A 16,050-nucleotide genomic window follows, 5' to 3' on the forward strand; every position below is an offset into this window, starting at 1 on the left:
ATGATTGTCTTTCCCGCGATCGACCTGAAAGGCGGCGAAGTCGTGCGTCTGGCAGAAGGCGATATGGACCGCGCGACCGTTTACGGGGATGACCCGGCGGCGCAGGCCATGCTGTTCGCCGAGGCCGGCGCGCAGCATCTGCACGTGGTCGATCTCGACGGTTCCTTCGCCGGCAGCGCGCAGAACCGCGAAGCTGTCGAGGCGATCGTCGAAGCGTTTCCCGGCCACGTCCAGCTTGGCGGAGGCATTCGGACACCGGGCGATGTAGAGGGATGGTTCAATGCCGGCGTCGCGCGGATCGTGATCGGCACTGCGGCTCTGAAGAATCCCGAATTCGTCAAACAGATGGCGAAGGAATGGGAAAACGGGATCGTCGTGGCGGTCGATGCGCGCGATGGAATGGTCGCGACCGACGGCTGGGCGGAAGTATCCGATGTGCCGATCGCGGACATGGCCCGCCGATTCGAGGATGCGGGCGTCGCCAGCCTTCTGTTCACCGACATCGGGCGTGACGGTATGCTGAAGGGCTGCAACATTGATGCGACCGTCGAACTGGCCCAGCGCACCGACCTTCCGGTTATTGCCAGCGGCGGGGTCAAGGGGCTGGACGATATTCACATTCTCGCGATGCAGGCCAGCCAGGGGATTGAAGGCGTGATCACCGGGCGCGCTCTATATGACGGGCGTCTGGATCTGGCGGCGGCGATTGCGATGGCGGCGCGGGCGTGACAGTCCGCATCCGCGTTATCCCCTGCCTCGACGTCGCCGATGGGCGCGTGGTCAAAGGCGTGAATTTCGTCGATCTGCGCGATGCAGGCGATCCGGTGGAACAGGCGCAGGCCTATGATGCGGCGGGCGCTGACGAGCTGTGTTTTCTCGATATTTCGGCCACGCATGAAGGGCGCGGCACTTTGCTCGATGTCGTCAAGCGCACAGCAGAGGTGTGCTTCATGCCGCTGACCGTGGGCGGGGGCGTTTCTTCAGTAGAGGATGCACGCGCTCTGCTGCTGGCGGGCGCAGACAAAGTTGCGATCAACAGTGCCGCGGTCAAGCGGCCAGAGGTCGTCTCCGAGATTGCGGCCAAATTCGGCAGCCAATGCGTGGTCGGCTCTGTCGACGCCCGCAAAACGGGGCCCGGCAAGTGGGAAATTTTCACCCATGGCGGTCGCAAGCCGACCGGGATCGATGCGCTTGGACACGCCAAGCGGCTGGCCGATCTGGGCGCGGGCGAATTGCTTGTCACATCGATGGACGGTGATGGAACCAAGGCGGGTTACGATCTGGAATTGACCCGTGCGATTGCCGACAGCGTCGATGTGCCGGTGATTGCCAGCGGCGGAGTCGGCTCGCTCGACCATTTGGTGGAGGGGGTCACACAAGGCCACGCAAGCGCTGTGCTGGCTGCATCAATATTCCATTTCGGCGAACACACGATAGCAGAGGCGCACGCCGCCTTGCGCGCTGCCGGGCTTCCTGCCCGCGCCTGATACGTCCCTCTGCGGGACGGGAGTTATATTGCAGTTGCGAAATATGGGCATCGGTCCATGTGCGCCGCATGAGGACATGCATCTTTTTGCTTGCGGGCGCGGTTATTGCATCGCCCGCCCATGCCGGCGGCGGAACACCCATTCCCGAGCCTAGCAATATGGCGCTTTTCGGGCTTGGTCTGACAGGCCTGATCGTCGGCCGCATGATCGCCCGCCGGAAACAGAACCAGCAGGACGATTGACGGTTTTCCCGATGCGCGGCATGGCCCGGGCATGAGCAGCATTCCCGATACACTCGCCCGGCTTGAACAGACGATTGCACAGCGCAAGGGCGCCGACCCTTCGTCCAGCTATGTTGCGAAACTGCATTCGCGCGGCTTGCCCATAATCGCCCGTAAGCTGGGCGAAGAAGCTGTCGAGACTGTCGTCGCCGCGCTTGCCGAAGATCGCGATGAATTGGTCGGCGAGGCGGCCGATGTCATGTTCCACCTGCTGGTTCTCTTGTCGGCAAAGGATGTTTCGCTGGCTGAGGTGATGGCCGAACTTGACCGGCGCGAAGGTGTGTCGGGGCTTGATGAAAAAGCCAGCAGGCCGGCTGAATAGGGAGCAACCACATGCCGATTGACGCAACCCAGCCATATGATGACCAGAACATCTTCGCCAAGATACTGCGCGGAGAGATCCCGTCGACCAAGCTGTATGAAGATGAATGGGCGTATGCGTTTCCCGACATAAATCCGCAGGCTGAACTGCACGTGCTGGTCATCCCCAAGGGAAGCTATGTCAGCTGGGACGATTTTTCCGCCAAGGCGTCCGACGCCGAAATCGCCGGTTTCATCCGCGCGGTCGGCAATGTCGCGCGTGAACACGATCTGGTGCAGACGGGTTACCGCTTGCTGGCCAATGTTGGCGCGCATGGCGGGCAGGAAGTGCCGCATCTGCATGTGCACCTGTTTGGCCGCCAGTTCCTGGGACCGATGATCGCGCGCTAGGCACCGTTCGCCGCTGCATCCCGGCTGCATCCAACAATCGCTTGCCGCGCGATTCCGCGCTGCGCTAAGGCGGGCGTGAATATGAGCAAAACGCCAAATCCGCCCGGGGGAACCTTCGATGGCCCGCTGCACCTTTATGCGGTGCGCGTCTATTATGAAGACACCGACCTTTCCGGGATCGTCTATCATGCCAACTATCTGCGCTGGTTTGAAAGGGCGCGTTCGGATGTCCTGCGAATGCTGGAAATAGACCAGCGGGCCGCGATCGAAGCGGGGCAGGGCGCATATGCGGTGGCCGATATCCAGATCCGCTATGCCCGTCCGGCGAAACTTGATGACGATGTAACAATTCACACGCGCTGCACCGAAATAAAGGCTGCCAGCGTGTTGATGCACCAACGTGCAATGCGCGGTTCAGAATTGCTCTGCGAAGCGAGCCTGCGGGTGGGTTTTGTCGCGCCAACCGGACGCCCGACCCGGCAGCCGGAAGAATGGCGCGACGCATTTGCCAAGATCATTTCCCGAGAAGAGAACGAATGAACCTATTTCCTATCCTTGCTGCGGTTTCTGCTGAGCCGGTCCATTCGGGCAGGCTCAACCCGATGCAATTGTTCCTCGACGCCGACATCGTGGTTCAGGCGGTGATGCTGGGCCTGATCCTTGCCAGCATCTGGGTCTGGATGATCATCATCAGCTTCAGCCTGCGCCTTGCCCGGGTGAAAAAACGCTGCGCCGCGTTCGAAACGGAATTTTGGAAGGCCGACGATTTCGATGCCTTGGTGAAGCAGCGTGCCCGCCAGGATATTCCGTCTGCCAACATTGCAGCTGCCGGCATGTCCGAATGGCGCAGATCTGCAAAAGGGCGCACCGGCCCGCTGGACCGCGATGGCACGCGTCAAAGGCTGGCCGGCGCAATGGAGAGCCAAGTCGCGCAGGAAGCAGACAGCCTCGCCGATCGGCTCAACTTCCTCGCCACCGTCGGTTCAGTCGCGCCGTTTGTGGGTCTGTTCGGGACCGTTTGGGGTATCATGAACAGCTTCTTCCAGATCGGCGTACAGGAAAACAGCTCGCTCGCGGTGGTTGCGCCGGGTATTTCCGAAGCGCTGTTTGCAACTGCCATCGGCCTGTTTGCGGCAATCCCCGCGGTCATCGCATACAACCGCTTCAGCCATGGCGTGAACTCGCTCGAATCGCGTCTGCAGCGATTTGCGGACCGGTTCCACGCCAGCCTCAGCCGAGAGCTGGAGCGCCTTTGAATGGCGATGGGTCTCGCATCTTCATCGCGCCGGGGCGGCCGCCGTTCAAAACGGACGCCGATGGCTGAAATCAATGTCACGCCATTCGTCGACGTGATGCTGGTGCTGCTGATCATTTTCATGGTCACCGCGCCGCTGCTGTCATCCGGTGTTCCTGTCGAACTGCCTGACAGCCGCGCCGCCGCACTGCCGCAGGAACAGGACCCGGTCACGATCACTGTCGCATCTGACGGTGTGATCTATCTCGGCAATGAGCCGCTGGCACCCGGCGAATTGCCCGACCGACTGGCGAATATCACCTCAAACCCAGACGGGACGAAGCCACAGGTCACCTTGCGCGGCGACAGGATGCTCGATTACGGGCGCATGATGGCCGTCATGGGCGAGTTGAACCGTGCAGGCTTTAACTCGATTGCACTGGTGACGAGCAGCACGGCGCAGCAACCGGCGGTCATTTCCGGTTCAGAGTTGGAGCAATAGCTGGCTAGTATGGCAGCGCCCGCACTCCGTACCGAAGAAATTATTGCGCTGGTCGCGGCAGTGGCGCTGCATCTGGCGCTGGTGGTCGTTATGCTGGTCCGGTCGCCGGCTGAACCAGTTCCGGTGCCCGAACGGGTAACGGTCAGTCTGGCCGAAGATGTCGGGCTTGAGGCTATGTCCCCGCAGCCGGTGCCTGAAAGCCGTGAGGCAATTGCCCCGACATTGTCCGACAGCTCTGCGCCGGAAGTGACGGAGACACAGATTACCCCGCCGATCCCTGCGCCAAGACCGGTTGCAACCAGCGCGCCGTCGCGCCCGGCTGTATCGCGCGAGCCGCGCCGCCGGCCCGACCGGCCTGAAAGCAGGCCGCAGTCCCGACCTCAGCCGCAACCACGCTCTACCCCTACGCGCAGCGGAGGCAGCCGGATCGGCGCGGACTTCCTGCCGGGTTCCGGATCAAGTTCGAATACAGCGGAAACGCGCGCGCCGGCAGCCACTTTTGGACGCGCCGAACAGGCGGCATTGAGCCAGGCAATCAATCGCCAGCTCAAGCCCCACTGGCGCGCGCCGCAAGGGCTGGAAACCGAACGGTTGGTGACAGTGCTCACCTGGCGGATGAACCGCGACGGCTCGCTCGCAAACACCCCCACTGTGGTAAGCCAGACCGGAATAACCGACGCAAACCGCGCGCAGGCACAGGTTCATGCGGAGCGCGCCATACGTGCGGTGCAACTCGCCGCACCATTCAACCTGCCGGACGAATTCTACGATAAGTGGAGTTATATCCGCGACTGGCGTTTCGACAGAAGGCTTTGACAATGCGAATTTGGACTTTCCTGATTGCCCTGACCATAGCAGCGCCCGCCGCTGCGCAGGATCTTGGCACCCCCGTTCCGCAAGGCGGAGAGGTCGAGACTGTCGAGCAGGAGGGCGGCCTTTCGGGCAGCGTCACCGACGAAAGCGATTGGGAAGATCTGGGTATCGCAATCGCCGGATTTGCAACCGACCGCGACGTTGAAACGCCTGCCAGCAGTTCGGGGACTGCGGGGCTGGGCAAACAGATGGCGCAGGTGGTTTTCAACGATCTGCGCAATAACGGCCTGTTCAAACCAACAGGGCCCGATGCATTGCCGCAGCCCAGCTTTACCCAGATTACCGCGCCCAACTGGCCGACATGGTCGAACCGTAGCGCAGAAATGCTGGTGCATGGCTATGTCCGTGCACGTCCCGACGGGCGGCTGACCGTGGGCTGTTATCTCTATGATGTTGCCCTGCGCGATGAACTGGCACGCGCCGGGTGGGTGGTTCCGCCTGCGGATTGGCGCAGGGCGGCGCATAAATGTGCCGATCTGGTCTATTCGCGGCTGACCGGCGAAGACCCGTTCTTCGACAGCCGGATCGCCTATATCGCGGAAACCGGACCGAAGGATAACCGCACGAAACGCCTGGCCATCATGGACAGCGACGGCGCAAACCACCGCTTCATCACAACCGGCCGGTCTACTGCGCTGACACCGCGCTATTCGCCGGATTACCGAAAGCTTCTTTATCTCAGCTATGTCGACGGTAATCCGCGTATCTACGTCTACGACATCGGCACGGGCCGTCAGACGCTGATCACGCAGAGCGAGAACCCGACTTTTGCGCCGCGCTGGTCGCCCGACGGAAACTGGATTCTGTATTCCATGGCGGTATCGGGCAACACCGATATCTACCGCGTGTCCGCAGAGGGCGGGCCGAGCATGCGCCTGACCAATACGCCGGGTATCGACATCGGCGGTTCCTATTCACCCGATGGCAGCAAGATTGTGTTCGAAAGCGACCGGTCGGGCAGTCAGCAAATCTACGTGATGGACGCCAATGGTCGCAATCAGAAGCGGCTGACATTCTTTGGCGGCCGCGCTGCGACGCCGGAATGGAGCCCGCGCGGAGACCAGATCGCGTTCACCCATATTGCAGGCAATTTCCGCATCGCGGTGATGAACCCGCGCGGCGGCGATCTGCGCCATCTGACCGATAGCTGGCAGGATGAAGCCCCGACCTGGGCGCCAAACGGCCGCATCGTACAGTTTTTCCGGACTGCTCGGAATTCGGGCGATACCTCACTCTGGCAAGTCGACCTGACAGGCCGAAATGAAAGGAAGCTGCCGACGCCAGTCGACGCGTCGGATCCGGCATGGGGACCGATTCTCCCCTGAATGCATTGATTTGGAGTAAGCTGGGTCGCAAATTCCCAGCGTAAGGAGACGTCAGATGAATACTCGTTTCACCACTATTGCTCTGCTTGCAGGTGCTGCCGCGCTGGCCGGCTGCAAGACAACCGCGCCAGAAGTGCTTCCGCCTGAACCCGGTCCGTCTACCCAGACCACGCCGAACAACACCGCGCCGGCTGGCCCGGTGCTTGGCACTCAGGAACATTTCGTCAATGGCGTGAACGGCCAGAACGTGATTTTCTTCGACACTGATCGGTTTAACATCGATGGCGAAGATGCCGCTGCCCTGCAGGCGCAGGCGCAGTATCTGATGCGCAATCAGGCGATCAACATCACGGTGGAGGGGCACTGCGACGAGCGCGGCACCCGCGACTACAACCTTGCTTTGGGTGAACGCCGGGCAAATGCGGCGAAGAACTATCTGGTCAGCCTTGGTGTGCCGGCAAACCGTATCCGTACGGTCAGCTACGGCAAGGAACGCCCGGTCGCGACCGGATCGAATGAACAGGCATGGGCGCAGAACCGCCGTGCGGTTAGCGTCGTTATCAGCTGATTATTCTATGGTAATGCAAAGGGGCGGCCGGGCAGCAGCTTGGCCGCCCTTTTTCATGATTACGGCAGCTCGACCGACGCCGAGATCGACATTTCAGGCAGCTCGCTGCGTGGCAGATCACCCTGCAAACCGCCCAGCAGCGCCGATGCGGCGAACAGCGCCATCGTGATTGCAGAAATAGTTGCGGAGAGGGAGGCTTGCTTGCTCATGATACCTTTAGACCGTGTACTTACCTGCCGTTAGGCGGAATATATGAAAGCTTCGTTGCATTGCAACATTTCAATCAGCAACTTGGTTCCCGGCCTTTCAAAGTCGCGCAATAATCCCTAGACTGAACGACATGCCCATTCCACCAACACCTTCCCGCGCGGCTGGCGCTGTGCTGATATCGTGACCGGAAAGGGGCGTTCGAACGATTGGGGCTTCCCGCGCTGGCGCAGCTATGGCTCGTCGCGAGAAACCGTGGCCCAGCGAGAATGCGACCGGCATGGTTGCAGCGATGCGGGACTGTGTCCGGCTCCGAAATCGCCGAACAGCCCGGACCGTTGGTATTTCTGCCAGAAACACGCGGCAGAATATAACAAGGGCTGGGACTATTTCGAAGGGCTGGACAAGGAACAGGCTGCTGAACGCCAGCGCACCGAACAGCGCGACGCCGACGCTTATGCCGAGGCATCGCATTACGGCTGGTCTGGCGGGACGGGCGATGGCAACCGCTCGGCGGACGAAATGCTCGCGCTGGAAGTTCTGGAACTGGAAGCCGATGCTGATTTCGAACTGATAAAGCGATCATTCCGGATCAAGGCGAAGGCCGTACACCCGGATGTGAAGCCGAACGACAAGGAAGCGGCCAAGGAATTCCAGAAAATCTCCGTCGCCTACGAAGTTCTCAAGCAGGCTGAAGAACGCCGCGAATGGAAGGGATGACCGCGCTAGCTTGCTGCGGCGATCAATTGTCGTTCCACCACGGCGTGTCGGTGTAGGGGCGAATGTCCAGTTCATGTGTCCACGCGCTGCGCGGCTGATGTGCGAGGTGCCAATAGGTTTCTGCGACGGCGGCTGGATCAATCATCCCGTCCTCGCCCTTGCTGGCCTTGTACGCATCGAAATTGTCGCCCAGCATTTTCCCTAGTGTGTCGGGTGCGTCCACTGGCCCGTCAATCACGATATGGGCGACATGGACCCCCTTGGGCGCAAATTCGGCATTCAGCGATTGGCACAGCATTCGCCGCCCGCCCATCGCCGCCGCATGACTATGCTGACCGGCATTGCCCCGCACCGCTGCAGTTGCGCTGGTGACCAGAAGCGAGCCGGTACCACGCTGCGCCATGCGCGGAAGCAGGGCAGAGGCCAGGCGAAACGGAGCGAAGGTTGCCAGTCGCCAGCCCAGTTCAAACGCCTTGTAAGTGGTGTCTTCCAGCCGGCGGTTGCCAATCTGCGCGCCGAGATTGAACAGTGCGCTGTGGATGGGCCCGATACTGCGTTCTACGTCCTCCACCAGATCCTCAATCGAATCCGGTAGTGAAGCATCCAGCAATTTGCCGCTCGCCTCCCCGCCAGAATCGCGAATGTCATCAACCAGCCTTCGCAGTCCCGCCTCGTCGGAACGTCTCGCCAGAACGGCGTGATAACCGCCTGCGGCAAACCGTTTTGCGACGTGCCCGCCTATGCCGGCGCCCGCCCCCAGAACTAGGAAAACCGGTTTCTGATCGGGCATGTGCGTCTCCGTATCGAGGTGTTACAGGCGGCTTGCGATAGCAGAGGCGATCGCCTCTCCCAATTCTGGACCCTGTACGGGGTAAAGGAATGGCTCGATCGCTTCCGCTTCCATCACCATTAAATGCCCGGCCACATCGCGGATCAGATCGATCCGGGCATACAGCGGGGCGCCGCCGGGCATGGCAGCCACCACAGATGCGGCTTGGCTGATATCCTCTGGCTGAGGTGTGAATTTGGTTTCCTTGCCGCCATATAGCGACTGGATGCGATATTCGCCGCCTGCCGCAGTCTTGCGAATTGCATGGCTGAACCGGCCATCGATGAACACGAAAGAGAGTTCGCCTTCATCCTTGATCGAAGGAAGGAAAGGCTGGATCATCGCGGCCCGGCCCATGGTCCAATCGCCAGCGGGCATGGACCCGCGCGAAAACAGATGCTGGCCCAATCCCCCGGCACCGACCTGGCGTTTCACAACTATGGTTTCGCAGCCGAACCGGTCCAGCGCCTGCTCGATATCGGCCAGCCCGGGGTTATTTGCCCAAACGGTTGGAATAATGCGCGCACCCTTGCTTTCGAGGTCCAGCAAATAGCGCTTGTCCATGTTCCAGCGCACCAGCGATGAAGGGTTGCAGACTGCGATCCCGGCCTCTTCCAGAGTTTCGAGCGCGGCAAGAAACTCAGCTGCATGGTCCTGATAGTCCCACGCGGTGCCCAGCAGGACCAGATCGATACCGGCAAACGCGTCAAGCGGGCTTCGCCATTCGATTTCGGTCAGCGTGCCGCGTCGCCCCTCGATGGCGGGGCGTAACGCTGCCATCTGGAGGTCGTGTTCAAACGCATCGCCGCGGCGCGTGCCAGCGCTGGGCATGGTTTCGGGGCAGGCGAGAAATCCGATATGCATTACCGCCTGCCCCGCAAAACCGTCAGACTGCGTCCAGCGCCTGGCCGAAGTCGGCGATCAGATCGTCCGGGTCTTCGATGCCGATGCTGATGCGCACGAGGTTGGGCGTGATGCCCAGCTGCGCCTTGCGTTCATCAGGCACTGACAGGTGCGTCATGGCAGCAGGGCAGCTCGCCAGCGTTTCGGTGCCGCCAAGGCTGACAGCGAGTTTTGCGATCTTCATCGCATCAAGGAATCGGAAGGCCTCTTCTTCGCCGCCTTTGACGAAAAGCGAAAAGGTCGAGCCTGCGCCGAGACAATGACGATCGTATATGTCTTGCTGGCGAGGGTCTTCGATGAAGCCGAGATAGCCGAGTCCTTCGACCTTTGGATGGTCTTTCAGGAATGCGCATACTTTTGCTGCATTTTCGCCCGCGCGCTGCATCCGCAGTTCAACGGTTTCAAGGCTGCGCATCAGCATCCATGCGGTGTTGGGGTCGGCAATGCCTCCCATCGTGTTGCGCAGCGCACGGACAGGATCCATCCATTTTTTCGCCCCGGCGATGCTGCCAGCGACAAGGTCGGAATGGCCGCCGACATACTTGGTCAGCGAATAGACCACGATATCCGCGCCATGATCCAGCGGGCGCGACCACAGCGGGCCAAGAAAAGTGTTGTCGATCGCGATTGGGGTGGTTTCCGCATCAAGAATGGCATCGCGCGATGCCTTCACCGCTTCCACATCGACCAGCGCGTTGGTTGGGTTGGCCGGGCTTTCGAGATAGACCATCGCGACCTTGCCGCCCTGATCTGCTGCTTGCGCCTTGGCCTTTTCCAGAACCGCGTCGATTTCGGCGCGTGTGGCACCGGCGGCGAAGTCGATATAGGTGATGCCGAACTTGCTGAGTACCTTGGCGACGAAGCCTTCGGTTGCAGCATAAAGCGGGCCAGAATGGACGATCACATCACCAGCATTACAATAGGCAAGCAGCATGACGGTGATCGCAGTCATTCCGCTGGAAAACGACAGTGCATCCTCGGCACCGTCCCAGATCGCCAGGCGGTCTTCCAGAATTTCCTGGTTAGGCCCGTTGAACCGCGAATAGACGAGTCCTTCTGCGCCGCCCGGGCGTTTGCCGGTAATGCCTTCGAAGTGGCGCTTGCCCGCGGCCGAATTCTCGAACGCAAAAGTGCTGGTGAGGAAGATCGGGGCCTTCAGCGAGCCTTCCGACAGAGCCGGGTCATAACCGTGGCCCATCATCAGCGTGCTCGGCTTCAGCTCGCGGCCATTGATGGTTTTCACTTTCGGCTTGGGATTGCGGCGCGGGGTTGGAGTTTCAACGGCGTCGGTTGCATCGGTCATTGCGATGTCGCTTCCTATTCAAACGCTCCTAGGAAGGCAGGAGCCAGATGGATCGTTCGGCCCCCCGTCCCTAACCTCCGCAGGAACGCATCTCCGAACGATCTTTCATTCAATCCGGTATCATTTGAAACGACCGGCTTCAACCAAAGAGAATGGCGACTGCCCAGACGAGTCCCACGATCAGGAAAATACCGACGATATCTAGGATTACGCCTGCACCGACCATGCGCGGTAGCCGGATACGGCCGGTGGACCATGCAATCGCGTTTGGTCCGGTTCCCGCCGGCAGCATGAAGCCCCAGCTGGCGGCAAGCGCGGCGGGCATTGCCAGCAAGACCGGGTCAACACCCATAGCGACCGTCAGGCTGGCGACGACCGGGATGATTGCGCTGGCCGTCGCGACATTGCTGGCGAACTCTGTAATCAGCACGACCATCGCGACAATCGCCAGCGCGGTCACGATCAGGGGGACGGCGGACAGCGGCAGCAAGGCGTTGCCAAGCCATTCTGCAAGGCCCGATGCGCCCATACCTGCAGCCAGTGCCAGTCCGCCGCCAAACATCATGATGACACCCCACGGTGCGCGGTCTGCTTCCTTCCAGACCAGCAGCGGGCGGCCAGTCCCGTCAGGCAATACGAACAGCAATATACCTGCCACGATTGCAATCGTCCCGTCGGTCAGTGACCCGTCCGGCAGATATGCCTTCAGCAGAGGTCCGGTCATCCACAGCAGGAATGTAACACCGATCAGCGGTACGAGCCGCTTTTCGGGCACTGTCCATGCGGCGTGAGTGTCGATCGCCGCCCGTGCTGCGCCGACATCGAAGGGATGCGATGCCACGCGCTGGACCCGGGCGATGATGAAGGCTGCGATGGGGATGCCCACCAGAACGATGGGCAAACCGTAAGCCGTCCAATGCGCGAAACTGATCTGAAGCCCGATCATGTTGTCGAGCAGGGCTACCGCAATCCCGTTGGTCGGAGACCCGACAATCGTGCCCAGGCCGCCAATTGACGCGGCGAACGCAATCCCCATGGGCAGGGCTCCGGCCAGTCCCTCCTGCTCTTCTGCAGCCAGCCCGCCGCCAGCCAGCACGGCAAGTGCCATCGGCATCATGATCAGGCTGGTCGAGGTGTTCGAAATCAGCATCGAAAGCAGCGCCGCGCTCATCATGAAGGCAAGCAGCAATCGGGCCTGTCCGCCTCCGCTGCCGACCATCTTCAGGATCGCCAGCGACAATCTGCGGTGCAGGCCGGTGCGTTCGATCGCCAGCGCTATGAATGCGCCGCCCAGGATCAGGAACAGGATTGGCGCGTAATAGGCGGCAGCTGTTTCCTTAGCGGTCAGAACGCCTGCGAATGGCAGGACGACAAACGGCAAAAGGGCGGTCGCGGTCAGGGGAATCGCCTCTGTCATCCACCACGCAGCCATCCAGACGACCAGCCCGGCGACCATCCATGCCTGCGCCGGCATACCGGCAGGCGCAGGAAAAACGAGCGTTAGCGCGAAGGCCGCAAGGCCCGCGACGAAACCGATCTGTTTTGCTGTCAAAAACTTCCCTCCTCCAGAGTGGAAGCCAAACCATAAGTTCCGCCGCGTTTAAAGCTTTATCCGTACAGCTTGCGGATGCGTTGGAAGAAGCCTGGATATTCCGACGGTCTGGTCAACCACTTCTTGCGGACTGCAGAAGTGATGCTCGAGATAGTTTTAGCCAAAAAAGCATTCAATATTTCAAAGAGATAATAATAAGTTCCAATAGGATTTGTTATATTTCGCTTTTATACAATCAAAATAAATAGGGGTGCTTAGTCTTACAGAAATCGAGGGACTTTCCTGCGAGTCGCAATTGTAAAATCGCAAAACAGGAGAGTTAAAATGGTTTGTAGATCAGGTTCCGTTGAAAGAGCGGCAGACAAATCGACAAAAGCCGCTGAACAAGTCAAAAAGCTGGAAGACGCTCTGAAGTCTAGATCTGAAGCGGTGAAGAAAGAATTCTATGACGAGATCGATACTCATCTCGCCGACGCGAAAATCACTGATGCGAGGCAATTGGAGTATGCCTCTGACATCAAGACCGAATATACGAGCGAGTTCAGCCTCGACAAAATCGCAGGGGTTGTGGTGTCCGCGCTCAAAGCTGCAATCGCTGCAAGCGCGCCGGGCGTTGAAAAGCCGGCGATGAGCGAAGAGGCGATCAACGCCTATGTCGATGTCGTGAACACAGTCGCAGAGGCTGCGAAGTCGAATTCGGAGTCTTCGTCGAGCCTTTCTTTTTCGATGACCCGGTTGGCGCCGGGTATGTTCGGTTTTCTGAAGGCTACTTCAACCAACATTCGCGACGAGGACACCTTCGGTTCTGAGGAAGTGACCTCCACTGCAATTTACTATCGTCTGATGCAAAGCATCGACGATATCAAAAATCAGGCCGAGTTTGGCGAGGCGGTGATCGATGCCGCCAATCTGAAAAAGATGAAGGAATTGCAGGCCGGTCTCACCGATCTCCTCGCCGAGGGTAAGCTCACGGTGGATGAGTGGATCGCGAAAGACGGTGCATACGAAGGCATGATCCAGACGATCCGCGACCGTCTCAAAGCCCACGGTTGGGATGAGAAGCAGATCGCTGTACTCGAATCGTCGGTCAGCGGTCATGCGCGCAGGGTCAGCGGCGCATTGTCGAAGCTGCGTTCAATGGGTTCGGAATTCTCCAAGGCAATCGAAGTATCTGAGGAGCGGCTCCGCGTGGGTCACTTCAACTGATTGCGACGACAACAAAAAAGGGGCGCCTGTTTCGGCGCCCCTTTTTCAATCAGTTTTGCCTTGCGCGGCCTTACTTCGGTGCGAGCACCATCAGCATCTGGCGGCCTTCGAGGCGCGGGAATGCTTCGACTTTGGCCACTTCGGCTGTGTCGTCCTGCACCCGGCGAAGCAGGTTCATACCCAGTTCCTGGTGCGCCATTTCGCGTCCACGGAAGCGGAGCGTAAGCTTCACCTTGTCCCCATTGTCGATGAATTTGAAAACGTTGCGCATCTTCACGTCATAATCATGCGTGTCGATGTTCGGACGCATTTTGACTTCCTTGATGTCCTGCGTTTTCTGGCTCTTGCGCGCGAGGTTTGCTTTCTTCTGCGCTTCGAACCGGTACTTGCCGACATCGAGGAATTTGCACACGGGCGGGTCTGCGTTGGGCGAGACCTCGACCAGGTTCAGGCCAACATTGGCCGCCTGTTCGATTGCTTCGTTGGTGTACATGACGCCAAGGTTTTCGCCTTGGTCGTCGATCACGCGAACTTTGTCGCTCTGGATGAAATTATCGTAGCGCGGGCCGCTCTTGGTGGGCGGCGTGTTCATGCGCCGGGGTGGACGGGCTATGGGGCTATCTCCTGAATTGCCAATGTAATCGTGTCTTGTTTGTGGGTGCTACTTAGGGACGAATGCCTTGAAACGCTAGCCTCGTCGGGGGTGCGATGCGGAAAAACATGGCAGTGTGTGCTGGCCGCTACGCTGCCTTCTGCCACAGGGTGAATTTCGCCAGTTTCCCGCCCGCAGGCAGCACCGCACGGATGGTGTCCGCCGGTTGCAACGCTTTGACAATTGCGGGGTCCCCTGCATCCATTCCGCCGGTCAGCGTGCCGAACGCCGGCAGGATCATCCGCCCGCCTGTTTCAGCCCCGCTCGCGATAACAGCGCAAGGCCGGCGAATCCTGCGTTTTCTGACACTTAGCTGCAGGCGGGGATGGAAATGACCGGAAAATTCCGGGCGCGTTTCGCCCTGCTTTGCTTCATGCCGCAGAACGGTGCCCGATATCTCCAGTTCTTCCGCTATCGAGCCGCCCGCTCGCGCTTCCATATGGGGGTCATGGTTGCCAGTGATCCATACCCAGTCGACCGCACGGGTCAGGGCAGACAGCATCCCTGCTGCATGAGGTTCAAGGCGCGCCGATCCCTCGCTGTCGTGGAAATTGTCACCCAGAGTGAAAATGCGCCGCGCACCCGTCTCGCGAATCGCTTGCGCAATCCGCTCCAGCGTTTCACGGCTGTCGTACGGGGGCAGCATCTGCCCGTGCTTGGCAAAGAAGCTCGCTTTCTCAAGATGCAGATCTGCCACCAGCAGCGCGGATTCTGCCGGCCAGTAGAGCGCGCCGGAAGTTGTCAGCGCGAATTCCTGATGTGCGAACGAAAGGGGAACCATTCAGCCCACTTGCCGCAGCGATACGATAATGGCAAGCCGGTTTCATGACCGATTGGAATGACAAGACTGGCGCCGCGAAAGAGTGGTTTGAAACCCTGCGGACCAACATCTGCAACGAGTTCGAGGCGATCGAACGCGAAGCGGGCAGCGATGCAAGCTTCGCCTTCACCCAGTGGCAACGCGAGGAGGAGGGCAATCCCGATCCCGGCGGGGGCACGCAAGGGCTGATGAAGGGGAAGGTTTTTGAAAAGGTCGGGGTCAATGTATCGACCGTGCGCGGCAATTTTTCGACGGAATTTGCAGGGCAGGTCAATGGCGCCAGCCCGGAAAGCCCCGGCTTCACCGCAACCGGAATCAGCCTGGTCGCACATATGGCCAACCCGCATGTTCCGGCAGTGCACATGAACACGCGGTTCCTGACCACCGGCAAGGCGTGGTTTGGCGGCGGCGCCGATCTCAACCCGCCTATCCCGTATGCTGAGGACACGGACGAATTTCACGCCGCATTCCGCGCCGCCTGTGCGGGCCACAATCCGACCTATTACGAACGGTTCAAGAAATGGGCGGACGATTATTTCTACATCCCGCACCGCAAATGCCACCGCGGTGTCGGCGGAATTTTCTACGATCATCTCGAATGCGATGACGATGCCGCATTCGATCGCAATTTCGCCTTCACAAAGGATGTTGGCCAGACGTTTCTTGATGTTTATCCCAAGCTGGTGCGCCGCCGTATGGAAAGCGATTTCAGCGAAGCGGACAAATTGCAGCAATTGCAGTGGCGCGGCCGCTACGCTGAATTCAATCTGGTTTATGACCGCGGGACCTTGTTCGGCCTGAAAACGGGCGGCAATATCGACGCCATCCTGATGAGCCTGCCGCCAGAAGCTGTCTGGACCTGATTTAACCGGCGACC

Annotated in this window: 21 protein-coding genes; 14 read left to right on the forward strand and 7 right to left on the reverse strand. The window is 59.8% G+C overall.

The genetic code is table 11. The features are described 5' to 3' along the window. The 11 genes from hisA to pal all read left to right on the forward strand — a co-directional run bounded on the left by hisA (window position 1) and on the right by pal (window position 6,981). Entirely contained in the window at window positions 1-729 is a 729-nt protein-coding gene (gene hisA, locus GRI43_RS00655; protein WP_160729200.1) for a 1-(5-phosphoribosyl)-5-[(5-phosphoribosylamino)methylideneamino]imidazole-4-carboxamide isomerase, read from the forward strand. Continuing rightward, window positions 726-1,487, forward strand: coding sequence for an imidazole glycerol phosphate synthase subunit HisF (gene hisF, locus GRI43_RS00660; RefSeq protein WP_160729201.1), 762 nt, complete (start codon window positions 726-728; stop codon window positions 1,485-1,487). The genes hisA and hisF overlap by 4 nt, the downstream gene beginning before the upstream one ends. Before the next feature lie 68 nt (window positions 1,488-1,555). Next, the gene (locus GRI43_RS00665; protein ID WP_160729202.1) at window positions 1,556-1,729 is read left to right on the forward strand and encodes a PEP-CTERM sorting domain-containing protein; all 174 of its coding nucleotides are present in this window, start codon (window positions 1,556-1,558) and stop codon (window positions 1,727-1,729) included. Window positions 1,730-1,760: 31 nt separating this feature from the next. Next, window positions 1,761-2,090: a phosphoribosyl-ATP diphosphatase gene (locus tag GRI43_RS00670; RefSeq protein WP_160729203.1), complete on the forward strand. Its 330-nt coding sequence runs from the start codon at window positions 1,761-1,763 to the stop codon at window positions 2,088-2,090. Window positions 2,091-2,101: 11 nt separating this feature from the next. Then, on the forward strand, window positions 2,102-2,479 hold the full coding sequence (locus tag GRI43_RS00675; protein ID WP_160729204.1) for an HIT domain-containing protein: 378 nt from the start codon (window positions 2,102-2,104) through the stop codon (window positions 2,477-2,479). Between the two features lie 81 nt (window positions 2,480-2,560). Continuing rightward, window positions 2,561-3,019, forward strand: coding sequence for a YbgC/FadM family acyl-CoA thioesterase (locus GRI43_RS00680; protein ID WP_160729205.1), 459 nt, complete (start codon window positions 2,561-2,563; stop codon window positions 3,017-3,019). Continuing rightward, the gene (gene tolQ / locus GRI43_RS00685; protein WP_160729206.1) at window positions 3,016-3,735 is read left to right on the forward strand and encodes a protein TolQ; all 720 of its coding nucleotides are present in this window, start codon (window positions 3,016-3,018) and stop codon (window positions 3,733-3,735) included. The genes GRI43_RS00680 and tolQ overlap by 4 nt, the downstream gene beginning before the upstream one ends. Then, window positions 3,736-4,215, forward strand: coding sequence for an ExbD/TolR family protein (locus GRI43_RS00690; RefSeq protein WP_160729207.1), 480 nt, complete (start codon window positions 3,736-3,738; stop codon window positions 4,213-4,215). Window positions 4,216-4,224: 9 nt separating this feature from the next. Then, a complete protein-coding gene (locus GRI43_RS00695; RefSeq protein WP_160729208.1) occupies window positions 4,225-5,031 on the forward strand; it encodes an energy transducer TonB in 807 nt (268 codons plus the stop codon). Between the two features lie 2 nt (window positions 5,032-5,033). Continuing rightward, complete coding sequence (gene tolB / locus GRI43_RS00700) at window positions 5,034-6,413, forward strand: Tol-Pal system beta propeller repeat protein TolB (protein ID WP_160729209.1); 1,380 nt, start codon at window positions 5,034-5,036, stop codon at window positions 6,411-6,413. 55 nt (window positions 6,414-6,468) lie between these two features. After that, window positions 6,469-6,981 (forward strand): peptidoglycan-associated lipoprotein Pal, encoded by a 513-nt coding sequence (gene pal / locus GRI43_RS00705; RefSeq protein ID WP_202391562.1) that lies wholly within the window; start codon window positions 6,469-6,471, stop codon window positions 6,979-6,981. Window positions 6,982-7,040: 59 nt separating this feature from the next. Here the strand turns inward: pal and GRI43_RS00710 are convergent, their stop codons facing one another. Next, window positions 7,041-7,190 (reverse strand): hypothetical protein, encoded by a 150-nt coding sequence (locus tag GRI43_RS00710; RefSeq protein WP_160729210.1) that lies wholly within the window; start codon window positions 7,188-7,190, stop codon window positions 7,041-7,043. A 181-nt stretch (window positions 7,191-7,371) separates the two neighbouring features. Here GRI43_RS00710 and GRI43_RS00715 point away from each other — a divergent pair, with 181 nt between their 5' ends. Next, on the forward strand, window positions 7,372-7,908 hold the full coding sequence (locus tag GRI43_RS00715; RefSeq protein WP_160729211.1) for a J domain-containing protein: 537 nt from the start codon (window positions 7,372-7,374) through the stop codon (window positions 7,906-7,908). Between the two features lie 22 nt (window positions 7,909-7,930). On the opposite strand, the gene GRI43_RS00720 is transcribed toward GRI43_RS00715, so the two are convergent. From GRI43_RS00720 to GRI43_RS00735, 4 genes are all read right to left on the reverse strand, one after another. Next, entirely contained in the window at window positions 7,931-8,698 is a 768-nt protein-coding gene (locus GRI43_RS00720) for an SDR family NAD(P)-dependent oxidoreductase (protein ID WP_160729212.1), read from the reverse strand. A gap of 21 nt (window positions 8,699-8,719) precedes the next feature. Further along, window positions 8,720-9,601: an ATP-grasp domain-containing protein gene (locus GRI43_RS00725; protein WP_202391563.1), complete on the reverse strand. Its 882-nt coding sequence runs from the start codon at window positions 9,599-9,601 to the stop codon at window positions 8,720-8,722. 22 nt (window positions 9,602-9,623) lie between these two features. Beyond that, a complete protein-coding gene (locus GRI43_RS00730) occupies window positions 9,624-10,943 on the reverse strand; it encodes a cystathionine gamma-synthase family protein (RefSeq protein WP_160729213.1) in 1,320 nt (439 codons plus the stop codon). A gap of 139 nt (window positions 10,944-11,082) precedes the next feature. Further along, window positions 11,083-12,495, reverse strand: coding sequence for an SLC13 family permease (locus tag GRI43_RS00735; RefSeq protein ID WP_160729214.1), 1,413 nt, complete (start codon window positions 12,493-12,495; stop codon window positions 11,083-11,085). 324 nt (window positions 12,496-12,819) lie between these two features. Between GRI43_RS00735 and GRI43_RS00740 the strand changes: the two genes are divergently transcribed. After that, window positions 12,820-13,701 carry a hypothetical protein gene (locus GRI43_RS00740; protein ID WP_160729215.1) on the forward strand — a complete coding sequence of 294 codons (882 nt, stop codon included), beginning with the start codon at window positions 12,820-12,822 and terminating at the stop codon, window positions 13,699-13,701. Between the two features lie 70 nt (window positions 13,702-13,771). On the opposite strand, the gene infC is transcribed toward GRI43_RS00740, so the two are convergent. Continuing rightward, a complete protein-coding gene (gene infC, locus GRI43_RS00745) occupies window positions 13,772-14,293 on the reverse strand; it encodes a translation initiation factor IF-3 (RefSeq protein ID WP_160729216.1) in 522 nt (173 codons plus the stop codon). Window positions 14,294-14,441: 148 nt separating this feature from the next. Beyond that, complete coding sequence (gene pdeM, locus GRI43_RS00750; RefSeq protein WP_160729217.1) at window positions 14,442-15,134, reverse strand: ligase-associated DNA damage response endonuclease PdeM; 693 nt, start codon at window positions 15,132-15,134, stop codon at window positions 14,442-14,444. 44 nt (window positions 15,135-15,178) lie between these two features. Here pdeM and hemF point away from each other — a divergent pair, with 44 nt between their 5' ends. Beyond that, window positions 15,179-16,036: an oxygen-dependent coproporphyrinogen oxidase gene (gene hemF / locus GRI43_RS00755; protein WP_160729218.1), complete on the forward strand. Its 858-nt coding sequence runs from the start codon at window positions 15,179-15,181 to the stop codon at window positions 16,034-16,036. Window positions 16,037-16,050 lie beyond the last annotated feature (14 nt).

Source organism: Pontixanthobacter luteolus (assembly GCF_009828095.1).
In the GTDB taxonomy this organism is placed as follows: domain Bacteria; phylum Pseudomonadota; class Alphaproteobacteria; order Sphingomonadales; family Sphingomonadaceae; genus Pontixanthobacter; species Pontixanthobacter luteolus.

Excerpts from the sequence above, each read along its gene's own strand:
- GRI43_RS00665 (WP_160729202.1), top strand. The coding sequence starts at position 1,556 with ATGAGGACATGCATCTTTTTGCTTGCGGGCGCGGTTATTGCATCGCCC.
- GRI43_RS00730 (WP_160729213.1), bottom strand. The coding sequence starts at position 10,943 with ATGACCGATGCAACCGACGCCGTTGAAACTCCAACCCCGCGCCGCAAT.
- tolB (WP_160729209.1), top strand. The coding sequence starts at position 5,034 with ATGCGAATTTGGACTTTCCTGATTGCCCTGACCATAGCAGCGCCCGCC.
- pdeM (WP_160729217.1), bottom strand. The coding sequence starts at position 15,134 with ATGGTTCCCCTTTCGTTCGCACATCAGGAATTCGCGCTGACAACTTCC.
- pal (WP_202391562.1), top strand. The coding sequence starts at position 6,469 with ATGAATACTCGTTTCACCACTATTGCTCTGCTTGCAGGTGCTGCCGCG.
- GRI43_RS00725 (WP_202391563.1), bottom strand. The coding sequence starts at position 9,601 with ATGCATATCGGATTTCTCGCCTGCCCCGAAACCATGCCCAGCGCTGGC.
- hisA (WP_160729200.1), top strand. The coding sequence starts at position 1 with ATGATTGTCTTTCCCGCGATCGACCTGAAAGGCGGCGAAGTCGTGCGT.
- GRI43_RS00680 (WP_160729205.1), top strand. The coding sequence starts at position 2,561 with ATGAGCAAAACGCCAAATCCGCCCGGGGGAACCTTCGATGGCCCGCTG.
- GRI43_RS00690 (WP_160729207.1), top strand. The coding sequence starts at position 3,736 with ATGGCGATGGGTCTCGCATCTTCATCGCGCCGGGGCGGCCGCCGTTCA.
- GRI43_RS00720 (WP_160729212.1), bottom strand. The coding sequence starts at position 8,698 with ATGCCCGATCAGAAACCGGTTTTCCTAGTTCTGGGGGCGGGCGCCGGC.
- GRI43_RS00710 (WP_160729210.1), bottom strand. The coding sequence starts at position 7,190 with ATGAGCAAGCAAGCCTCCCTCTCCGCAACTATTTCTGCAATCACGATG.
- GRI43_RS00675 (WP_160729204.1), top strand. The coding sequence starts at position 2,102 with ATGCCGATTGACGCAACCCAGCCATATGATGACCAGAACATCTTCGCC.
- GRI43_RS00740 (WP_160729215.1), top strand. The coding sequence starts at position 12,820 with ATGGTTTGTAGATCAGGTTCCGTTGAAAGAGCGGCAGACAAATCGACA.
- GRI43_RS00695 (WP_160729208.1), top strand. The coding sequence starts at position 4,225 with ATGGCAGCGCCCGCACTCCGTACCGAAGAAATTATTGCGCTGGTCGCG.
- hemF (WP_160729218.1), top strand. The coding sequence starts at position 15,179 with ATGACCGATTGGAATGACAAGACTGGCGCCGCGAAAGAGTGGTTTGAA.
- tolQ (WP_160729206.1), top strand. The coding sequence starts at position 3,016 with ATGAACCTATTTCCTATCCTTGCTGCGGTTTCTGCTGAGCCGGTCCAT.
- infC (WP_160729216.1), bottom strand. The coding sequence starts at position 14,293 with ATGAACACGCCGCCCACCAAGAGCGGCCCGCGCTACGATAATTTCATC.
- GRI43_RS00670 (WP_160729203.1), top strand. The coding sequence starts at position 1,761 with ATGAGCAGCATTCCCGATACACTCGCCCGGCTTGAACAGACGATTGCA.